Origin of the sequence: Thiopseudomonas acetoxidans, from assembly GCF_030362935.1 — a bacterium.
GTDB lineage: Bacteria > Pseudomonadota > Gammaproteobacteria > Pseudomonadales > Pseudomonadaceae > Thiopseudomonas > Thiopseudomonas acetoxidans.
Genome location: NZ_JAUCDY010000002.1, coordinates 185,820 through 206,622, shown reverse-complemented (window position 1 = coordinate 206,622; position 20,803 = coordinate 185,820). Strand labels below are relative to the sequence as shown.

General features: G+C 49.5%; 20 protein-coding genes. 14 read left to right on the top strand and 6 right to left on the bottom strand.

The window, feature by feature from the left end:
* The first annotated feature begins 121 nt into the window (after window positions 1-121).
* Window positions 122-802 carry a uracil-DNA glycosylase gene (ung, locus tag QEZ41_RS03005; protein WP_434556780.1) on the top strand — a complete coding sequence of 227 codons (681 nt, stop codon included), beginning with the start codon at window positions 122-124 and terminating at the stop codon, window positions 800-802.
* Window positions 803-916: 114 nt separating this feature from the next.
* Window positions 917-2,269, top strand: coding sequence for a GGDEF domain-containing protein (locus tag QEZ41_RS03000; protein WP_289409899.1), 1,353 nt, complete (start codon window positions 917-919; stop codon window positions 2,267-2,269).
* A gap of 127 nt (window positions 2,270-2,396) precedes the next feature.
* On the opposite strand, the gene tnpA is transcribed toward QEZ41_RS03000, so the two are convergent.
* Entirely contained in the window at window positions 2,397-2,813 is a 417-nt protein-coding gene (gene tnpA, locus QEZ41_RS02995) for an IS200/IS605 family transposase (protein ID WP_289409950.1), read from the bottom strand.
* Between the two features lie 21 nt (window positions 2,814-2,834).
* On the opposite strand from tnpA, the gene QEZ41_RS02990 reads away from it, so the two are divergent.
* Window positions 2,835-3,896: an RNA-guided endonuclease InsQ/TnpB family protein gene (locus QEZ41_RS02990; RefSeq protein WP_289409898.1), complete on the top strand. Its 1,062-nt coding sequence runs from the start codon at window positions 2,835-2,837 to the stop codon at window positions 3,894-3,896.
* A gap of 91 nt (window positions 3,897-3,987) precedes the next feature.
* Here the strand turns inward: QEZ41_RS02990 and QEZ41_RS02985 are convergent, their stop codons facing one another.
* From QEZ41_RS02985 to ppsA, 4 genes are all read right to left on the bottom strand, one after another.
* Window positions 3,988-4,155, bottom strand: coding sequence for a hypothetical protein (locus QEZ41_RS02985; protein ID WP_289409897.1), 168 nt, complete (start codon window positions 4,153-4,155; stop codon window positions 3,988-3,990).
* Window positions 4,156-4,157: 2 nt separating this feature from the next.
* The gene (locus QEZ41_RS02980; protein WP_289409896.1) at window positions 4,158-5,252 is read right to left on the bottom strand and encodes a YeeE/YedE family protein; all 1,095 of its coding nucleotides are present in this window, start codon (window positions 5,250-5,252) and stop codon (window positions 4,158-4,160) included.
* A 3-nt stretch (window positions 5,253-5,255) separates the two neighbouring features.
* A complete protein-coding gene (locus QEZ41_RS02975) occupies window positions 5,256-6,203 on the bottom strand; it encodes a sulfurtransferase (protein WP_289409895.1) in 948 nt (315 codons plus the stop codon).
* A 344-nt stretch (window positions 6,204-6,547) separates the two neighbouring features.
* Window positions 6,548-8,911, bottom strand: a complete 2,364-nt coding sequence (ppsA, locus tag QEZ41_RS02970) for a phosphoenolpyruvate synthase (RefSeq protein ID WP_289409949.1) — start codon at window positions 8,909-8,911, stop codon at window positions 6,548-6,550.
* 152 nt (window positions 8,912-9,063) lie between these two features.
* Between ppsA and ppsR the strand changes: the two genes are divergently transcribed.
* The 7 genes from ppsR to QEZ41_RS02935 all read left to right on the top strand — a co-directional run bounded on the left by ppsR (window position 9,064) and on the right by QEZ41_RS02935 (window position 17,064).
* Window positions 9,064-9,882: a posphoenolpyruvate synthetase regulatory kinase/phosphorylase PpsR gene (gene ppsR / locus QEZ41_RS02965; RefSeq protein ID WP_289409894.1), complete on the top strand. Its 819-nt coding sequence runs from the start codon at window positions 9,064-9,066 to the stop codon at window positions 9,880-9,882.
* A 228-nt stretch (window positions 9,883-10,110) separates the two neighbouring features.
* Window positions 10,111-11,061, top strand: coding sequence for a bifunctional riboflavin kinase/FAD synthetase (gene ribF / locus QEZ41_RS02960; RefSeq protein WP_289409948.1), 951 nt, complete (start codon window positions 10,111-10,113; stop codon window positions 11,059-11,061).
* Between the two features lie 31 nt (window positions 11,062-11,092).
* Window positions 11,093-13,924, top strand: coding sequence for an isoleucine--tRNA ligase (gene ileS / locus QEZ41_RS02955; RefSeq protein ID WP_289409893.1), 2,832 nt, complete (start codon window positions 11,093-11,095; stop codon window positions 13,922-13,924).
* Window positions 13,917-14,420, top strand: coding sequence for a signal peptidase II (lspA, locus tag QEZ41_RS02950; protein ID WP_289409892.1), 504 nt, complete (start codon window positions 13,917-13,919; stop codon window positions 14,418-14,420). The genes ileS and lspA overlap by 8 nt, the downstream gene beginning before the upstream one ends.
* A gap of 16 nt (window positions 14,421-14,436) precedes the next feature.
* The gene (locus tag QEZ41_RS02945) at window positions 14,437-14,874 is read left to right on the top strand and encodes an FKBP-type peptidyl-prolyl cis-trans isomerase (protein ID WP_289409891.1); all 438 of its coding nucleotides are present in this window, start codon (window positions 14,437-14,439) and stop codon (window positions 14,872-14,874) included.
* An 11-nt stretch (window positions 14,875-14,885) separates the two neighbouring features.
* Entirely contained in the window at window positions 14,886-15,842 is a 957-nt protein-coding gene (gene ispH / locus QEZ41_RS02940) for a 4-hydroxy-3-methylbut-2-enyl diphosphate reductase (protein WP_289409890.1), read from the top strand.
* Window positions 15,843-15,942: 100 nt separating this feature from the next.
* Window positions 15,943-17,064 (top strand): beta-ketoacyl-ACP synthase III, encoded by a 1,122-nt coding sequence (locus QEZ41_RS02935; RefSeq protein ID WP_289409889.1) that lies wholly within the window; start codon window positions 15,943-15,945, stop codon window positions 17,062-17,064.
* A gap of 47 nt (window positions 17,065-17,111) precedes the next feature.
* Here the strand turns inward: QEZ41_RS02935 and QEZ41_RS02930 are convergent, their stop codons facing one another.
* Complete coding sequence (locus QEZ41_RS02930) at window positions 17,112-17,456, bottom strand: DUF2798 domain-containing protein (protein ID WP_289409888.1); 345 nt, start codon at window positions 17,454-17,456, stop codon at window positions 17,112-17,114.
* Between the two features lie 34 nt (window positions 17,457-17,490).
* Between QEZ41_RS02930 and QEZ41_RS02925 the strand changes: the two genes are divergently transcribed.
* From QEZ41_RS02925 to QEZ41_RS02910, 4 genes are all read left to right on the top strand, one after another.
* Entirely contained in the window at window positions 17,491-17,802 is a 312-nt protein-coding gene (locus QEZ41_RS02925; protein WP_289409887.1) for a YqfO family protein, read from the top strand.
* Window positions 17,803-18,162: 360 nt separating this feature from the next.
* Window positions 18,163-19,368: an MFS transporter gene (locus tag QEZ41_RS02920; RefSeq protein ID WP_289409886.1), complete on the top strand. Its 1,206-nt coding sequence runs from the start codon at window positions 18,163-18,165 to the stop codon at window positions 19,366-19,368.
* Between the two features lie 46 nt (window positions 19,369-19,414).
* Window positions 19,415-19,933 carry an MFS transporter gene (locus QEZ41_RS02915; protein WP_289409885.1) on the top strand — a complete coding sequence of 173 codons (519 nt, stop codon included), beginning with the start codon at window positions 19,415-19,417 and terminating at the stop codon, window positions 19,931-19,933.
* A 51-nt stretch (window positions 19,934-19,984) separates the two neighbouring features.
* Window positions 19,985-20,758 (top strand): class II glutamine amidotransferase, encoded by a 774-nt coding sequence (locus tag QEZ41_RS02910; RefSeq protein ID WP_289409884.1) that lies wholly within the window; start codon window positions 19,985-19,987, stop codon window positions 20,756-20,758.
* The last annotated feature ends 45 nt before the right edge of the window (window positions 20,759-20,803 follow it).

The following is a 20,803-nucleotide window of genomic DNA, read 5'->3' as shown; positions in this document are numbered from 1 at the left end:
TCGACTTTGCTGTTTTTGTTAGTTGCTGGAAAGTCTCCGTTAGTCGAAAGCTGCTTATGTTTTAACTCTAGGTATAATAAAGCGGCAAAGCAAAATAAAACAGCTAGTGATGGGAGGTTTTGTGTCAAAACGAGAAGTGCAGCTTGAGGCAAGCTGGAAGGCCGTATTGCTGGACGAGTTTGAACAGCCTTACATGCGTTCACTGAGCAGTTTTTTGCGTGAAGAAAAAAAACAGGGTAAAGAGATTTTCCCTCCTAACCCTTTGATTTTTAACGCGCTGAATCTAACACCTTTAACCGAAGTAAAGGTGGTTATTTTGGGGCAAGATCCTTATCACGGACCAGGGCAGGCTCACGGGTTAAGTTTTTCAGTGCCTCAAGGCGTAGCTATTCCACCGTCGTTGCAGAATATTTATAAAGAGCTGCAGCGCGATCTTAATATTCCCATAGCTGAACATGGCTGTTTAGAGCATTGGGCGCGGCAGGGGGTGTTACTGTTAAATACGACTCTTACCGTTGAGCAAGCCAAGGCCGGCTCGCACGCTAAGCAGGGCTGGCAGCGATTTACTGATCGTATTATTGAGTTGGTTAACCAGCAGCGCGAACATGTTGTGTTTATGCTCTGGGGTGCGCATGCGCGCAGCAAGGCGGATTTGCTCGATACGCGAAAACATCTATTGCTAACTTCAGCACATCCATCGCCGTTATCTGCCTACCGCGGCTTTTTAGGCAATGGCCATTTTAGTAAGTGCAATAAGTTTTTGCTGCAGACGGGGCAGACCTCTATTGATTGGCAGCTTTAGGGCAATTATAAAACTGTGCACCTGTTAGAGATTTTATTTGTCGTAAAAGCTAGGCTGTGGCGTTTTAATGGCATGCTGATGACAGGTGGTTATTAGCATTTAGCTGGGAAAGCAATGCTAAGTAAAATTGAAAAACTTAAAGAAAAGCTTGAATTAAAGCCCGAACACGAGCTTGAAATACAAAGCTACACGAAACAGCTGCTCAGTCAGAATAAAAATTTTTATCAGCAAATACAGCGTTGGGGCAAAAGACACTGTAGCGGATACTTGCTTCCCGGCCATGAGCTTTTGCTTGATGGGTTTTATGAGGCTGTAATCGGCGGTGAATACCAAGAGAACCTCTATACCGTGGTGTATCGCCAGACACTTAACTGGTATCAGTTAGGTCTTGGCGATACCGATGCTGTGTTGCTGTATAACAAGGTTCGCCAGCTGGTTACCAGCTATGGCAATTCCTTTGGTTATAGCCGCTTGGCTTACTTGTTAAACCAAGTGGTTGATTTATGCATTAGTTTGTCCGTTGAAGTGCGTACTTTGCTGTTCAAAATGGTGCACATAAAACAAGCCGCCGAATACGAAAGTCAGCGTATTAATCAGGTGTTTTCTATCTTATCAAGCAACTTACCGAGCGACTTGGTAAAAGCCTATGTAAAGCATCAGAGCTGGAAATATCAGGTATTTGCATTAGCTTTAGGGCAAGGCTTGGATACTGTAGTTGAACCACTGCCGATTGAAAGTTGCCATCTGACCCGCTGGTTGAAAGAAGATAACTACCGCTCAGTGGAACGTAAAACGTTTGATGCGTTGCATGAACGGGCCCATGAACTCAGCACTATTATTGTCCATCAGGCAGCTGAGCATCGCCCTGAGCAAGTCAGCCTATATTTACAAGAGTTTGAGCAGACCAGTGAAGAGCTTGGCCGCTTGTTGCTTGAGTGTTTGGAAAAGCATATTGCCCAAATGGCAACCCATGATCAGTTAACGAAGCTGCTGAATAGAACCACGTTAGAAGCCAAATTTAGTCGCGAGCGTGCTTTGGCGCAAAGGCTGGAACAAACATTAGGCTTTATGCTGATAGATATAGACCATTTCAAGAAAGTTAATGATGAATATGGCCACTTTGTTGGCGATATGCTGTTGGTGGAGTTTGCTCAGTTGTTAGTGCAGCATGCGCGTATGACTGACAGGGTCTTTCGTTGGGGAGGAGAGGAGTTTGTTGTTTTCGGTATGTTGGAGCCTGATGCTGCGCAGGGCATGCAGCAGTTTGCCGAGCGAATCCGCCAAGCTGTGGAGCAAGCAGAGTTTTGTAAACAAATGAAAGCGTTGCAAGTGACGGTCAGCGTTGGGGTGGTCGAGTTCCCAGCCAGCTCTGAACTGAGCCTGCAAAGAGTATTTGCTCAAGCGGATACGCTGCTGTATCAAGCAAAACAGCAGGGACGCAATCAAGTACAGGCTGCTTTTTTGTGACTAGCGGTGCCTTAGCCTGCAAAGCTTCCGGAGCTCCACCTGTTGTTAGTAGGCTGCTGACCAAAATGCGCGACAAGCCCGTACTTTTAGTGCGGGGAAGGATAGCGCTGGAAGGCTGTAGCCTTCCTTAATAGGGTCGGGTTTGCTGCTCTATGTATTGGCGTATCACTGAAATAGGCGCACCACCAACACTGCCGGCGTAGTAACTGGGACTCCATAGCGCGTTCTTCATATACGCAGACTTGATTAGCTCTGGGTGCAGTTGCTTGAGCCTCCGACTCGACACACCTTTCAGGCTATTAACCAGTTTCGATACAGACACCTTCGGTGGAAAGTTCACCAGCAGGTGAACATGGTCGGCTTCACCATTAAACTCCACAAGCTCCGTTTCAAAGTCCTCACACACGCTGCGAAAGATACTTTCCAGCGACCTAAGATGTTCATCAGTGAACACTACGCCTCGGTACTTTGTAATAAAGACCAAATGAGCATGTAGCTCAAAAACGCAGTGCCTGCCTGTTCTGTATGGGTTGTTTTCTTTCATAGCCCAATTATAATCGAAGATATGAAACACACCAAGACCCTCAAAGTTCGAGTCAAAGACAAGCACCGTCCGCTGCTCAATCAAATGGCACGGTCGGTTAACTTTGTCTGGAATTATGTGAACGAACTCAGTCACCGCTCTATCAAAGAGCAGGGTGTGTTTTTGTCTGCCTACGATATTCAGAAGTACACCCAAGGCGCACACAAAGAACTGGGGCTGCACAGCCACACGGTTCAGAAAGTGGGTGCTGAGTACGTTATCCGCCGTAAGCAGTTCAAGAAGGCGCGGCTCAACTGGCGTAAATCCGGGGGTGCTCGCCGCTCGCTGGGTTGGGTTCCAATCAATACCGGCATGGCGAAGTGGAAAAACGGGCAGGTGTACTACAACGGACACTACTTCAAGGTCTGGGACAGCTACGACCTAGCGTTGTACACGTTCAAGTCTGCCTCGTTCAACGAGGACGCCCGTGGTCGCTGGTATTTCAATGTCGTGGTTGAAGTTGAGGCGGACATGCCCGCCGGTCAAGACAAGATCGGTATCGACCTTGGTCTGAAAGATACCGCCACCTGCTCGGACGGAACCAAGCTAGAGGCAGGCCGGTTCTACCGTGATCTGGAGTCGAAGCTGGCTGTTGCACAACGCGCAGGAAAGAAAAAACGTGTCAAAAACATTCACGCCAAGATTGCCAATCGGCGCAAAGACGCCTTACACAAGTTCAGCCGTCAACTGGTGAACCGTGCGGGTGAAATCTACGTTGGCAATGTGAAATCATCCTCGCTGGCCAAAACCAAGATGGCCAAGTCAGTGCTGGACGCTGGCTGGGCCATGCTGAAAACAATGCTGGAATACAAATGCGCTCACGCAGGCATTGTTTTTAAAGAGGTCAACGAGTCGTACACCACCCAAGCCTGCTCGTGCTGCGGTTGCATTTCCGACAGTAGTCCGAAGGGTAGATCAGGTTTGCGAATAAGAGAATGGACTTGCAGTGAGTGTGGTGTCACTCACGACCGCGACATCAATGCGGCCAAGAACATTCTTGCGGTCGGGCATGGCCGTCCTGTAGAGGGAATCCCCGTCCTTTAGGGCGGGGAGGATGTCAAGCGGGTTGGTATAGTCTTGGTTCGACCAGCAACACTGCTGGTCGTCCGCAGTGAATTACTCAGGTTCTAGTACGCTAGAAACTAGCGCAGTGCGCGCCTGAGGGTGCTTGACCTGAGCCTAGCGCAATAACGGGCGGCTCCATGCGCAGATTGACCGGTTCAGAGCTGTACCAATCCCAGACAAAAAATCCTATCAATACCAGCCAAAAAATTAGCACGCGTGGTTTGCAGAGTATCGTCATGATTAGTATCCATAATGTTTACGGATGCGTACACCCGCTAAAGAACCTAGAAAAGCCAGCACTACCCAAATCCAGCCGTGTAAACTGCCAGTAGAGATACCGCTGACCATGGCGCCAACGTTACAGCCGAACGCTAGGCGTGAGCTGTAACCCAGCAGGAAACCAGCCAAGATACCGACCAGCCATTGCTTGGCGGTGAGCTTGCTTTGTGAGTCGCTTTTTTTGCCAGAAAAAATTAACAAGGCACCGGCTAAAATCCCAAGGTTGGTAATGGTGGTGAGATCCAAAAACACTGATTGCTGTAGTGCTTGCGCATGGGTGGCTTGGCTCCAGAAAGTGTTAACACTGGGGTCGAACAGATTAGCAGCTTGAGCCACCTTGGCAGTCCATAAGCCAAAGCCATAGACAATGCCCCACGGCTGTCCCGCAACAACCAAGTTAGTAACGGCCAGCACCGCCAGTAAAACCGCACCGATCAAGAGCGTTTTATTAAAAGCAGGGCGGGCAACTTTAGCGCCTTTACTCCACCACCAGCTGATGCCGGCAAATATAGCTAAGCCGACAAAGGTTAAAATTAAAGCACCGCTTAAACCTGCTGAGCTGAGTAAGCTAACGGGTTGTAATTTACCCAGTTCGAGCCACCAGCCAAGGTGAACCGAACCCAAGAAGCTGCCGAGGGCAAACATTGGCAAGATGGCCATGTTCAGAGGAATGCCCAAGCCTGCCTTGTACAGTGTGCCAGAACCACAGCCGTCGGCAATTTGCATCGCAGCACCAAACACCAGCGCGCCAACTAGCAGGCTGATACTGGGTGGTCCTAGTGCGGCATTCAGTTCCGTAGGGAAGGCCGCGAGCAAGGGTAACGAGATGGCGGCGGCAATGCCTAACAACAGTATTTGCGCGTAAACGCCACTAGGATCGCGGTTTTCAATGAGGTTGCGCCAACCGGTGGTAAAACCAAAACGCATGCCAGCCAGTACTAAGCCCAAACCAATGCCAAGGATAAACAATAGGCTTTGGCGGATAGACACTGACCAGAGTAAAAAGCCAGCAAAGATGAACAGGGCTAACACCAGCCCACTACGGTTTTTGTTCATGAGTTATTTCACCAGTTGTTGAAGCTTTGCGGTAATTTGATCCAGACGCGTTGGCGCGTTATCCATGGGCAAGGCGGTTTTGCTTTGTGTCCACTCCGCCATGGAGGCTGGATAGAGACGCACGTTAGGTAGCTGGGCCAGTTCGGATAACACAAACCAATTGGTGGCGGCCCAGTGGCCGGTATTACAGAAAGACAGGGTTTCTTGGGCTTGATTCAAGCCTTGTTGCTGCACCAGCTTCTTAATTTCATCTACCGAGCGAATACGGGTATCGCCTGCATTAAACCACTGCTGGAACGGTGTATTCTGTGCGCCGGCAATGGTGCCTGGAGTGGTGGCCATAGGAGCTTTCATTTGCCCGTGAAAAAAAGCTGGTGGACGGGAGTCCAGTAACTGGAAATTACCTTGTTGCTGGCTGATCTTATTGAGCAGCTCATCTTTAAAGATGGCCAGTTCAGGATGTAGTCTGAGCTCAATCTGACTGGGACGCAAAGCATTACTGGTTTGGCTAACAGGGTGCTCTTGTTGCGCCTGCCAGTATTTATAGCCACCATTGAGTATGCTGATATTGCTAAAGCCTAGATACTTGAGCGTCCAGTAAACCCGTGCAGAAGCACCGAAGTCGGTCTCGTCCTCTCCGGTAGAGTAGACGACTAGGTGCTGGTCATAATCAAGACCTAGCTCATGGATAAGCGCTTGAAATGTGGTCGTGTCAGCCAACTGGCCTGGGCTATTGGCGGGACCGCGCCAGCGACCGTAAGGAGCGGAAATTGCATTAGGGATATGACCTGCGGCATAGGCTTCAGGCGCACGAATATCAATGGTTTGTGTTTGAGCTTGTTCAAGCAGTGGCAGCAGTTCGTGGCTTTCGATTAATGGCTGACTTTGCGCAAAAGTAGCTACGCTTAGGCTCAGCAGCAAAAAGCTAAGGATTCGGGAAAAGTATGACATAACACCCTCAGGAATATTCGTTAGGGTGCGTATGGTTGCATGCTTTTTTGGTTATTAGAAATAACTTTTTAATATATGTTTAGAATAAGGTGGGGAAAGTCTAGGAAGTAAAAACCGGTCATTGATGAGTTAATAAGCGGAGTCGAAACATAAGAAGCCTCTGAATAACTACCTGCGTAGCTACCACTGCGTTAAAAACGTACTCAAAATGCTCATTTACTCGGTGTAAACTGCGCTTTTTCGCACGTTTTTGCCTTGTGTTAGCGTCCTCGGTAACGTTATTCAGAGGTTCCATAAAAAAAGAGCGCCGCTGTTGGCGCTCTTTTAGGTCTAGCAATAGCTGGTTAGTCCTGCGCTAAGAAGAACCAAGTATCCAGCACTGAGTCAGGGTTGAGTGACACTGTGTCAATGCCTTCTTCCATGAGCCAGCGGGCTAAGTCTGGGTGGTCAGACGGGCCTTGACCGCAGATGCCGATATATTTATCAGCTTTGCGGCAGGCTTGAATCGCCATGGACAGTAGCTTTTTAACGGCTGGATCACGCTCATCAAACAGGTGCGCAATGATGCCTGAGTCACGGTCCAGACCCAGACAGAGTTGAGTCATGTCGTTGGAGCCGATAGAGAAGCCATCGAAGTATTTGAGGAACTCATCAGCCAGCAGTGCGTTAGAAGGCAGCTCACACATCATAATAAGACGCAGGCCGTTTTCACCACGCTTAAGGCCGTACTCAGCTAGCAGCTCAACCACCTGTGCTGCTTCACCGGTGGTGCGCACAAAGGGCACCATCAACTCGACGTTGGTTAAGCCCATCTCTTCACGAACTTTTTTCATCGCACGACATTCTAGCTCGAAGCAGTCGCGGAACGAGTCGCTGATATAGCGCGACGCACCACGGAAACCCAGCATGGGGTTTTCTTCGGTCGGCTCGTACAGCTTGCCGCCAATGAGGTTGGCGTATTCGTTGGATTTAAAGTCAGACATACGCACAATGACTTTTTTCGGCCAAAACGCAGCCGCCAATGTGCTCACCCCTTCGACAATTTTATCGATGTAGAAGTCTACAGGGCTGGCATAACCGGCCATGCGTTTCTCGATACTGTCTTTTAACTCAGGTGTCATGCTGTCAAAGTTGAGCAGCGCTTTGGGGTGGACGCCGATCATGCGGTTAATAATGAACTCAAGACGCGCCAAGCCAACACCTTCGTTGGGTATTTGAGCGAAATCAAAGGCGCGGTCGGGGTTACCTACGTTCATCATAATTTTGAAAGGGATGTCAGGCATTGCATCAACAGAACTGGTGCGTACATCAAAGCCTAATTCGCCTTCAAAGACATAACCGGTATCGCCTTCGGCGCAGGATACGGTTACGCCTTGACCATCTTTCAGTGCTGTGGTGGCGTTGCCGCAGCCAACGACTGCAGGAATACCTAGCTCGCGGGCGATAATAGCAGCGTGACAGGTACGACCACCGCGGTTGGTGACGATGGCGCTGGCGCGCTTCATCACTGGTTCCCAGTCAGGGTCGGTCATATCTGAAACTAACACGTCACCGGGCTGTACTTTGTCCATTTCTGCGACATCGTTAATGATGCGTACCGGACCAGCACCAATGCGCTGACCAATAGCACGACCTTCCGTCAGTACGGTACCTTTTTCTTTGAGCAGGTAGCGCTCCATTACATTAAGGTTGCTGCGGCTTTTTACGGTTTCTGGGCGCGCCTGAACAATGTAAAGCTTGCCGTCGTCGCCGTCCTTAGCCCACTCAATATCCATTGGGCAGCCATAATGCTTTTCGATGATCATTGCTTGTTTGGCCAGCTCGGTGACTTCCGCGTCAGAGAGCGCAAAGCGCATGCGATCGGCTGGGTCAACCTGAATGGTTTCTACTGATTTGCCGGCAGTGGCTTCAGCGCCGTAAATCATTTTCAATGCTTTACTGCCCAGGTTGCGGCGCAAAATAGCGGGGCGACCTGCTTCTAGGGTGGGCTTGTGCACGTAAAATTCGTCTGGGTTAACCGCGCCTTGAACAACGGTTTCACCTAAGCCATAGGCACCGGTAATAAACACAACATCGCGGAAACCTGATTCAGTATCCAGAGTAAACATCACACCAGCTGCGGCAGTTTCTGAGCGTACCATGCGTTGTACGCCAGCCGACAGGGCAACCTGACGATGGTCAAAGCCTTGGTGTACACGGTAGGCGATGGCGCGGTCGTTAAACAGTGACGCGAATACTTCCTTGGCGGCGCGAATGACGTTCTCAACACCGCGAATATTCAAGAAGGTTTCTTGCTGTCCAGCAAAGGAGGCGTCTGGCAAGTCTTCAGCGGTAGCAGATGAGCGTACCGCAACGGCCATATTGTCATTGCCTTGCGCCATTTCGGCAAAAGCAGTGTGTATGTCGTCATTTAGTTGAGGCGGGAAGTCGGCGTCCATGATCCATTGACGGATTTGCGCGCCTGCTTCGGCAAGGGCGTTAACGTCATCAACATCAAGAGTGTCGAGCAAGTTATGAATCCGCTCGTCTAGATGGTTGGCATCAATAAAGTCGCGGTAGGCTTGTGAGGTAGTGGCAAAACCACCGGGAACGCTTACCCCAGCTCCAGATAAATTACTAATCATTTCGCCAAGGGAGGCGTTTTTGCCACCGACGCGTTCTACGTCGTGATTGCCGAGCTTGTCGAGGGAAACTACGTATTCAACCAAGGTGATCTCTCCACGTTTGTTTCTAAAAAGGTCAAATTGACCGTGGTTACTTAACAGCAAACCAGTGGTAATAATATTTTGCATGTTTATTTGCAAAACTAGTGCTCTATAATAGCCGACAATCCCTATTTACTTAAGGCTTTTTTATAACTATGAAACGAACAGCTTTGTTTATCTCAGATGGCACAGGTATTACCGCTGAAACATTAGGGCAAAGTTTGTTGGCCCAATTTGATGGGATAGAGTTTCGCTTTATCACCCGTCCCTACATAGATACAGCGGATAAGGCGCATGCGATTGTTGAGGAAATTGGCCGAATTGCTGAAGCCGATCAGGCGCGTCCGGTAGTGGTTGATACTGTGATTGATGTACAGATTCGCGATATTTTGGCGCAAGCCAATGCGTTTCGCGTGGATATTTTTGCCAGTTACTTAGCGCCATTAGAGGAAGAGTTAGCCACGCACTCCAGTTATTCCGTGGGTAAATCGCACTCCATCACCCATAGCAGTAACTATATGGATCGTATTGATGCGGTGCACTATGCGCTAGAAAACGATGATGGCGGTCATACGCGCCATTACGACAGTGCAGACATTATATTGGTGGGCGTATCACGTTGTGGAAAAACGCCGACGTGCTTATATATGGCGATGCAGTATGGGATTCGTGCGGCCAACTATCCGCTGACTGAAGAGGATATGGAGTCGTTGCAACTGCCCAAATCACTCAAAGAACATCGTGAGAAGCTATTTGGTTTAACCATTGATGTGGACCGTTTGGCGGCTATTCGCCACGAACGCAAACCCAACAGCCGTTACGCCAGCTATGCACAGTGCGAGTTTGAGGTGCGCGAGGTTGAGGGGTTATTTGCGCGCGAAAACATTAATTTTATTAATACGACCCATTTTTCGATCGAGGAAATTTCCGCTAAAATTTTAGTGGAAAAAGGAATTGAACGTCGCTTGAAGTAAGGGGTGTGTCAACCTATGCCTAGCCCTAACAGCGGCATGAGTTTTTTAGAGTGGCCTTGACTTACTAATCCTCGTGGCTCGGCAGACGATCTGTTTGTGCAGAGCTACCGTTCACCAACAAGCGGATAGGTGCAGCAGTATTTTCAAAGACTGCTCAATATCCGTATTTCATTGTTGCGCTTATCTCTAGCGGGTATAATCGGACGTTTTTTAAGCAAGATGGCAGTTATGCAACTGGTTCGCGGTTTACATAATGTTCGCCCTAGCGCGCAAGGCTGTGTGGCGACTATTGGCAATTTCGATGGGGTGCACTTAGGGCACCAACAGATTTTGCAGAGTTTGGCCGTGCGCGCAAAACAACTCAGCTTGCCTAGCTGTGTCATTATCTTTGAGCCACAGCCACTGGAATACTTCAAACCCGAACAAGCACCTGTGCGCTTAACGCGTTTGCGGGACAAGCTTGAGTTGTTTCAACAACTGGGGGTGGACTGGGTGCTTTGCGTGGCGTTTAACCGCAAATTCCAACAGCTCAGCGCACAAGAGTTTGTCCGCCAAGTCTTAGTAAAAGCCCTGAATGTCAAGCACTTGCAAGTGGGTGATGATTTTCGTTTTGGTTGCGATCGCAGTGGTGATTTCGCATTTTTACAGGCTACAGGCGCTGAGTGTGGTTTTTCAGTGGAGCCGACGACTACCGTGATGCAGGCCCAGCAACGCATCAGCAGCACGTTGATACGTCAAGCGTTGGCCGAGGCTGATTTGCCCTTGGCAGAGCGTTTGTTGGGGCGGCCCTTTAGTATTAGTGGTCGTGTGATGCATGGGCAAAAGCTGGGTCGCACTTTGCATGCGCCAACTGCCAACGTGCAACTCAAGCGTTATCTAGCGCCGATGCAGGGCGTGTTTGTGGTGCAGGCGCATCTGGCCGATGGGCGCAGTGTGGCAGCGGTAGCCAATATAGGTACCAGGCCAACAGTAGAGCAGAGTGGGCGTGCTTACTTAGAAGTGCATCTGCTAGACTTTGCTGAAGATTTATACGGACAGCGCATGACCGTGGTTTTTCATCAAAAATTGCGTGATGAAGAAAAATTCACCTCGTTGTATGCGCTGCAAGCAGCCATAGCAGAAGATATTCGCCTCGCACGATTGTATTGGCAGCAGTACGCGATGAAACATCGTCTTTAAAATATTATTCAAACAAAACCTTGGAAAGAACATGACCGATTACAAAAGCACGTTAAACCTACCGCAAACGGCTTTCCCGATGAAGGCGGGCTTGCCTAATCGTGAACCACAGATGCTTGCGTATTGGGACAGCATTAACCTGTACCAAAAAATGCGTCAGGCAAGCGAAGGGCGACCGCGGTTTATTTTGCACGATGGCCCTCCCTATGCCAACGGCGATATTCATATTGGTCATGCGGTTAACAAGATCATTAAAGACATTATTGTGCGTAGCAAAACCCTATCTGGATTTGATGCGCCCTATGTGCCCGGTTGGGATTGTCATGGTTTGCCGATTGAGCACCGCGTGGAAGTGAAATACGGTAAAAACCTGCCTGCAGACAAGGTGCGTGAGCTATGCCGCGATTACGCAACGCAACAAATCGAAGGGCAAAAAGCCGACTTTATTCGCCTGGGTGTGCTGGGCGAATGGGATAATCCGTATAAAACGATGGATTTTGCCAATGAGGCTGGCATTGTCCGTGCCTTAGCAAAAATGGTTGAGGCGGGGTTTGTGTTTCAAGGTTTAAAGCCCGTCAACTGGTGTTTTGATTGCGGTTCGGCACTGGCTGAGGCCGAAGTTGAGTATCAAGACAAGCAGTCGGATGCCATCGATGTAGGCTTTACCTGTGCCGAGCCAGAAAAATTAGCGCAAGCCTTTGGTGTAGATGCGCTGAGCAAACCCGTACAGATGGTTATCTGGACCACCACGCCATGGACTATTCCGGGTAACCAAGCGCTGAACATTCACCCTGAAGCTGAGTATGCCTTGGTCGATGTGGGCGAGCGTTTATTGCTAGTAGCAGAAAGCCTAGCTGAGAGCGCGCTGCAGCGTTACGAATTAACCGGTGAAGTGATTGCCCGCGCACCGGGAACCGCGCTGGAAAACATTAACTTTAAACACCCTATTTATGAGCGCATGGCACCGGTTTATTTGGCCGACTATGTGGAACTGGATTCAGGCACAGGCGTGGTGCACTCGGCGCCTGCCTACGGTGAAGATGACTTTTATACCTGCCTGAAGTACGGCATGCACCAAGATGAAATATTACGGCCCGTGCAAAGCAATGGCGTATTTGAACCTGAGCTTGAGTTTTTTGGTGGTCAGTTTATTTGGAAAGCCAACGCTAACATTGTCGCAAAGCTTGAGGAAGTTGGCGCACTGTTAAAGCATGAATCAATTCAACACAGCTACATGCACTGCTGGCGTCATAAAACCCCATTGATTTACCGTGCGACTGCGCAGTGGTTTGTCGGTATGGATACTGTTGTTGAGCAAGGCGATAGCCTGCGCGAGCGCGCACTGAATGCGATTGAGCAAACTCAGTTCACCCCAGCTTGGGGACAAGCGCGTCTGCATAATATGATTGCCGGTCGCCCTGATTGGTGTATTTCCCGTCAGCGTAACTGGGGCGTGCCAATTCCGTTCTTCTTGCACAAAGTAACCGGCGAGCTGCATCCGCGCACGGTTGAGCTGATGGAAGCCGTGGCGCAACGTATTGAACAGAGTGGCATCGAGGCGTGGTTTAAACTGGATGCGGTTGAGCTGTTGGGTGATGAAGCGCCAGATTACGAAAAAATTAGTGATACGCTGGATGTGTGGTTTGATTCCGGCACGACCCATTGGCACGTGCTGCGTGGTTCACACTCGCTAGGGCATAGTGAAGGCCCGCTTGCAGACCTGTATTTGGAAGGCTCGGATCAACACCGTGGCTGGTTCCATTCATCGCTGTTAACCGGCTGTGCCATTGACGGCCATGCGCCTTACCGTGGCTTGCTCACCCATGGATTTACTGTGGATGAAAAAGGCCGCAAGATGTCTAAGTCTATGGGCAATGTGATTGCACCCCAAGAAGTGACCGGAACCCTAGGCGCAGACATTTTACGCCTGTGGGTGTCTTCGACGGATTACGCCAGTGAAATGTCCGTATCGCAAACTATTTTGCAGCGCAGTGCTGATGCCTATCGCCGCATTCGCAATACCGCCCGCTTTTTGCTGGCTAACTTAAACGGTTTTGATCCAGCCAAAGATTGCGTCGAACCAGAGCAAATGCTGGCCCTTGATCGTTGGGTGATGGATGCTGCGGCGCGCTTACAGGATGAAATTGATAGCTCTTACAACGACTACCGTTTCCACAGCGTGTATCAGAAAGTGCATAACTTCTGTGTGCAAGAGTTGGGCGGTTTTTATCTGGATATCATCAAAGATCGCCAATACACCACTGGTGCAGACAGCCTGCCACGACGTTCCTGCCAAACGGCTTTGTACCATATTGCTGAAGCCCTGGTGCGTTGGATTGCTCCGGTGCTGAGTTTTACCGCAGACGAAATCTGGCAAAACCTACCCGGTGAGCGCAATGAGTCGGTGATGCTGAATACTTGGTACGCAGGCTTACCGCGCTTACCCGAAACTGCTGCGCTGGGTGCAAGCTACTGGGAGCAGGTGATGGCGGTTAAAGATGCCGTTAACAAAGAACTGGAAAACCAGCGTAATGCTAAAGCGGTGGGTGGTAACCTGCAGGCTGAAGTGACTCTGTATGCGGATGAGCAGTTGGCGCAATTGCTGAAAAGCCTGGGTAATGAATTACGTTTTGTGATGATTACTTCAACAGCCGACGTGCAACCTTTAGCCAGTGCGCCTGATACGGCAGTAGCAACCGATGTGGCTGGTCTGCGTGTGCATATTCTCAAATCAGTTCATAGTAAGTGTGGCCGTTGCTGGCACCATTTAGCGGATGTCGGTAGTCATGCTGAACATCCTGAGTTGTGTGGTCGTTGTATTGAGAACATTGAAGGCCAAGGCGAGGTACGTCACTATGCCTAAGGGCATGGCTGGCTTGGGGCAGCTTAAATGGCTGTGGCTAACGCTGTTTGTGCTCGTGCTTGATCAGGCTAGCAAACAGTGGTTTGAAAATAATTTGTCGCTGTATGAGCAGGTTGTCATCATCCCTGACTTATTTAGCTGGACGCTGGCCTACAACCGCGGCGCAGCTTTTAGCTTTTTAGCTGATGAAACCGGCTGGCAGCGTTGGTTTTTTGCGCTGATTGCCGTTGTGGCGAGTAGCGTTTTATTGGTCTGGCTCAAGCGTTTGCAATCACACGAGCGCTGGGTAGGTATAGCTCTAGCGCTGGTGCTGGGTGGCGCTTTGGGCAATTTATATGACCGCGTGGTGCTGGGCCATGTGGTGGATTTTATTTTAGTACACTGGAAAACCCAGTGGTACTTTCCAGCGTTTAATGTGGCCGACAGTGCCATTACTGTGGGGGCGATCATGTTGATTTTGGACATGCTAATGAACTCGTCCGCCAAAAAAGCCTAATCAAAGGATACAAACCATGAGTGAACAACGAATTGGCCAGCAGAGCACAGTGACCTTGCATTTTGCTTTGAAGCTGGAAAGCGGCGATGTGGTTGATAGCAATTTCGATAAAGAGCCCGCCACCTTTACCGTGGGCGACGGTAATCTGTTGCCAGGCTTTGAACAAGCGCTGTTTGGTTTTAAGGCTGGCGATAAACGTAGTATTGTGATTCCTCCTGAGCGCGGCTTTGGTCGCCCCAATGAGCAGAACGTACAGGTGATGCCGCGTAAGAATTTTACCGAGCTAGAACTCGAGTATGGCGTGATGGTGATGTTTCGGGACGCTGCAGGTGGCGAAATTCCCGGCGTAGTTAAAGCCTTTGATGACAAAGAAGTCACCGTCGATTTTAATCACCCTCTAGCCGGACGTGATATCACCTTCGAGGTGGAAATTGTTGAAGTGGTTAACGGCTAACGAGGTTTTTTATGCAGATTAAATTGGCCAATCCCCGTGGCTTTTGTGCTGGAGTGGATCGTGCTATTGAGATAGTCAATCGTGCACTGGAGGTGTTTCAACCGCCGATTTATGTACGCCATGAGGTGGTGCACAACAAGTTTGTGGTCGAAGATTTGCGTGAGCGTGGCGCGGTATTTGTTGAAGAACTACATCAGGTGCCTGATGACGCTATAGTGATTTTTAGTGCGCACGGTGTTTCCAAAGCCGTGCAAAATGAAGCCCAGAGCCGCGGGTTAAAAGTTTTTGATGCGACCTGTCCGTTGGTGACCAAGGTACATCTAGAAGTGCTGCGATACAGCCGTGACGGACGCGAATGTGTACTGATTGGTCATGCGGGTCACCCAGAGGTGGAGGGCACCATGGGGCAGTACGATAACAGCCAAGGTGGGCAGATTTATTTGGTTGAAGACGAAAAGGATGCGGCTGCACTCGAAGTTAAAAACCCAGAAACCCTCGCTTTTGTAACCCAAACTACCCTGTCGATGGATGATACCAGTCGCGTAATTGATGTGTTAAGAGCGCGTTTTCCAGCGATTAGCGGGCCACGTAAAGATGATATTTGCTACGCCACACAAAACCGCCAAGATGCAGTGAAACAATTAGCCAGAGATTGCGATGTGGTGTTAGTGGTGGGTAGCCCTAATAGCTCTAACTCTAATCGCTTGCGTGAGCTGGCTGAACGCATGGGAACACCGGCTTATTTAATTGATGGTGCTGAAGATATGCAGCGTCATTGGTTTGCTGATGATGCCATTGTGGGTATGACAGCTGGGGCTTCTGCTCCCGAAATATTAGTGCAAGGGGTGATTGTACAATTGCAGGAGTGGGGCGCAACCATAGCGCAAGAATTGGATGGTCGCGCCGAAAATGTGACGTTTTCTATGCCTAAAGAGCTGCGCTTGGTGGATGTAACCAACGCGCAATAATCAAACAAAGCGTAGGCATCCATGCTCCGGTATGCATGCTCGCGTAAAAATAACGATAGCCGCACAGCGGTCAAGCATAATCTGTAGCAGAGGGTAGAGCATGAAAAAAATAGTTATCAGTGGCACAGGCCTGTTTACCCCAAGCCAAAGCATTTCCAACGACGAGTTGGTCGAGGCGTTTAACAGCTGGGCACGCCAGTACAATCAAGAACATGCGCAAGCCATTGCCGATGGCAGTATGCAAGCGCAGCCTGAGTCCAGTTCAGAATTTATCGTCAAAGCGTCGGGAATTAAAAGCCGTTTTGTCACTGATAAAGCCGGTATTTTAGATCCGCAGCGCATGAAGCCGCGTATCCCTGAGCGCAGCAATGACCAGATGAGCATTCTGTGCGAGATGGCGGTAGCCGCTGCTAAGCAAGCCATGCAACGAGCAGGACGCACTGCAGCGGATATAGATGCGGTGATTGTCGCCTGTTCTAACTTGCAGCGCCCTTATCCTGCGGTGGCGATTGAAGTGCAGGCCGCCTTAGGTATCGATGGCTTTGCTTATGATATGAATGTGGCGTGTTCTTCTGCGACCTTCGGTATTCAAGCAGCCAGCAATGCCATTCAAACCGGTCAAGCACGTGCGGTATTGATGGTTAACCCAGAGATATGCACCGCTCATATGAATTTCCGCGATCGTGACAGCCACTTTATTTTTGGTGATGCCTGTACGGCCGTTATTTTAGAAGAGGCTGAACTGGCTACTTCGGCCTATCAATGGGAAGTGGTGAGCAGTAAGCTTAAAACAAGTTTCTCCAATAACATTCGCAATAATTTCGGCTTTCTTAACCGCTGTGCCGAAGAGTGTGTGGACGCTACAGATAAGCTATTCGTGCAAGAAGGGCGCAAAGTGTTCCGCGAAGTCTGCCCGATGGTGGCTGAGTTAATTGGCGAGCATCTAGCCAGCAATGAATTGTCTGCCCAAGATGTACGTCGTTTTTGGCTGCATCAGGCCAACCTGAGCATGAATCACCTAATCACCCGTAAGCTGCTGGGACGTGATGCTGAAGTTCATGAAGCCCCAGTGATTTTGGATAGTTATGCTAATACCAGCTCTGCGGGTTCGGTTATTGCCTTCCACTTGCATCAGGATGATTTGCCCAGCGGTGCCTTGGGTGTACTGAGTTCCTTTGGTGCAGGATATTCCATTGGTAGCGTGATTTTACGTCGGCTATAACAGATGTTTAGCTGCTGGTCTGTTTAGGGAGCAGCAGCTAAAACGGATTAAGGTTGTGGTGGTTTATCCACCAAGCCTTCAACAAAATGTCGAATCCGCGGTGCACCAACCATTACCAGTAAAAAAGCGATTGGCCATGCCACTGTAAATGCTTTTGCCCAGCGCAATAAGAATCCAGCACTTAAGCCTGTATTTACCCAAGTAATGACAAAGGTCATGCCGCTAACCATGTATAAAGACATGAGTACGGCGAATACCAGTGGTGCGAGCCGCGGTTTGATCACAAAGAATGCTCCGATTAAATATTTTATTGCAAAGTATGTTAACAAAGCTGCAATGCCGTGTGTATATGCAATCGCTCTATTATGTTGAACCTGCTGACGCGCTAACATACGGGCATGAAGCTTAAACGAGATCTCCTTAGATATGTATACATTGGTTTTTTATATCCCGGAAACACATCTAGAAAGCGTAAAAGAGGCGGTGTTTGCTGCTGGTGCGGGCGTGCAAGGCGAGTATCAGCGTTGCTGTTGGCAGGTGCTGGGGCAAGGCCAGTTTGAGCCGATGCCGGGCGCTCAGCCTTTTATTGGTCAGGCCAACAAGCTGGAGCAACTGCCGGAGTGGCGCGTAGAAATTCTGGTGCAAGAAGCAGCGCTCGAGGCGGTGATACAAGCGTTTAAACAGGCGCATCCTTACGAGGAGCCAGCCTACGCTGTATATGTGCGGGTAGCTATTTAACGCTCAAAGTTATCAGACTGTACGGTTAAGTCTGCCGCACTGAAAGGTAACTAATCAGCACCTCGGCACCCGGCACTCAAGTCGTTTAACGAGGCAGTGTATTATCTTTTTTATGTTTAGCCTCGAATTGTTAATGTTTTCGTGCAAAAAATCGTCTTTAGTAATGTTTTAGAGGCGGAAATAACGGATCCTCATCCAAATGTGGTCGCGTATGCCATGCCAGTGGATTAATGCCATGAATCTTTTAAGCGTCTTACGCCAGACCTGCTAGATATATAGAAGGTAGCTAAATCCTATGCAAGCTAACGACTTGCTCAGTACAATGCGTCCTTGTTTGTGGTTGATTACTTCTGGTGAGCTATGTCTGCCTGTGTTGAGCAAGATATTCCCTTTATAGTTCGCGGTACTGCTGAGTACCGACGCGCTACTTTTGCCTTGTTCTGCGCCGGCTTAGCCACCTTTGCATTGCTGTACTCCGTACAGCCAATTTTGCCAGAGCTGGCCGAGTATTTTGCGGTATCTTCAGCCAGCAGTAGTTTGGCGCTGTCGGTGACTACCTTCAGTTTGGCCTTTGGTTTGCTTATCGCTGGCGCTCTAAGCGAAAGCTGGGGGCGCAAACCGATGATGGTGGTGGCGTTGGTACTGGCGTGTAGCTTGGGTGTGGCCAGTGCGTTGACGACCAATTGGCACTGGTTATTGTTGCTGCGTACTTTATTAGGGTTGGCGCTAAGTGGTTTGCCTGCGTTGGCAATGGCTTACGTGGGCGAGGAGTTTGACCCACGCTCTTTGCCGGTGGCCATGGGGCTCTATATCAGTGGTACTGCTTTAGGTGGTTTATTAGGTCGTCTCTTGGCGGGTGGTTTAAATGATTTGGGCGGCTGGCCTTTGGCGCTGGGTGGTATTGCCGCGCTGGGCTTGTTGGCCTGTGTGCTATTTATTTGGTTGCTGCCAAAATCACGCCACTTTGTTGCCCAGCCGTTATCGCTTTCAGGCTTATTAGCTAATTTCACCCGGCACTTACGCAATCCAGAATTGCGTGTGTTGTTTTTGCTGTCATTCTTATTAATGGGCAGTTTTGTGGCGCTGTTTAACTACATAGGTTTTTATCTGACCGCGGCGCCATATCATCTGTCCAGCACCCTGATAGGGTTTTTATTTGTTGTCTATTTGTTTGGCATTCTGAGTTCGAATTGGAGTGGACGCTGGGTGGCTCGTTTCGGTGCTGCTAAGGTGCTGATGGCCTCGTTACTAACGATGCTGCTCGGCGCTTGGTTGTGCTTGGTGGTATGGCTGCCGGCCATAGTGTTAGGGTTGGCGTTGTTTACCATAGGTTTTTTTGCGACACATGCTGTGGCCAGCGGTTTGGTTGGGCAAAAAGCGGGTAATGCCCGGGCGCAGGCTTCGGCACTGTATTTGTGTGCGTACTATTTAGGCTCTAGCGTGGTGGGTTATACTGGCGGTTGGGTTTGGCAGCATTTTGGCTGGCAGTTACTGATTCTTTGTTTAAGTGCATGCATGCTAATCGCTATGTATTGCGTACGTAAAGCGGCGGCAAAGGCAGCATAGCTGTGTTGCTGGTGCGTGTTAGCATTATTTTAAAAGTGAGTTTCGTTTGGACAGTTCGATATTTACTAATGAATATGAAGTGGCGTGGGGGCTTTATTTGCTGGCTGCGCTAGGCTGCTTTTGGGTATGGACGTTTTTCACGGGCTGGATGTGGCGCTACTTGCGTGAGCCGTTGTGGGTGATTGCTGCAGTCGTGCTGTTTACTCCAACCTTGGCGGATCCCAATGGCAGTAATTATGTACCCGCTTTTGCTATGGCCGCGATGGATATATTGTTTAAGGTGAACAATGATGCTTGGCGTGCTTTGGCAGATTTAACTATGGTTGGCGCTGCCGCTTTTGTGGTGTATTTGTTCTTTGTGCTGCTGCGCTGGTTGCTGTTAAGAAACAGACCGAGCAAAACGCAGTCTGCTAAAAATACAGAAAAAGACAACAAAAAAACCTCCCAAGGAACAACCAAGTCAGCGCCCGCCGCCTACGCTAACAACGAACCGGTTGAGCCAACATTGCAAGAGATTTTAACCATGGAACATGGTCAGGGTAACACTCGCTCTGGGCGAATTTAATATGGATTTTCGTTGTAGCCTCAAGATGATGCTGCATAAACAGGTTGAAATATGTGTGAATTATTAGGCATGAGTGCCAATGTGCCCACGGATATAGTGTTTAGCTTTACCGGTTTGATGCAGCGTGGTGGGCGCACTGGGCCGCATCGAGACGGCTGGGGCATAGGGTTTTATGAGGGGCGTGGTCTGCGTTTATTCCAAGACCCACAAGCCAGTGCCGACTCTGAAGTGGCCCAATTAGTGCAGCGTTATCCGATTAAAAGCACGGCAGTGATTGGCCATATTCGCCAAGCCAATGTCGGGGCGGTCAGCTTAGCCAATACCCATCCTTTTGTGCGTGAGCTGTGGGGGCAGAACTGGTGTTTTGCCCATAACGGCCAATTGGCAGACTTTGCATCGGCGCAAGGTTTTTATCAGCCTGTGGGTGATACAGACAGCGAAGCGGCTTTTTGTGAGCTGCTCAATCGTTTGCGTAGCTACTTCACGCAGTTACCCTCATTGGATAAATTATTGACCGTGCTGGTGGAGGCTTGTGATGAATTCCGCCAAGCGGGGGTGTTTAACTGCTTGCTCAGCAATGGTGATTGGTTGTTTAGTTATTGCACCACAAAGATGACGCATATCACGCGTCGCGCACCCTTTGGACCTGCCACTTTAAAAGATGCAGATGTGACTGTGGATTTCCATGCAGAAACCACCCCCAATGATGTAGTTACTGTAATAGCCACTGACCCATTAACGGACAACGAAGCCTGGGTGTTGTATCAGCCGGGTGAATGGAAGCTGTGGCGCGATGGAGTGATTTATAGCGAGGGGAAGGCTTAGCTACACGCGCGATTTGCACATAAAAAAGCCCTCTTTAACGAGGGC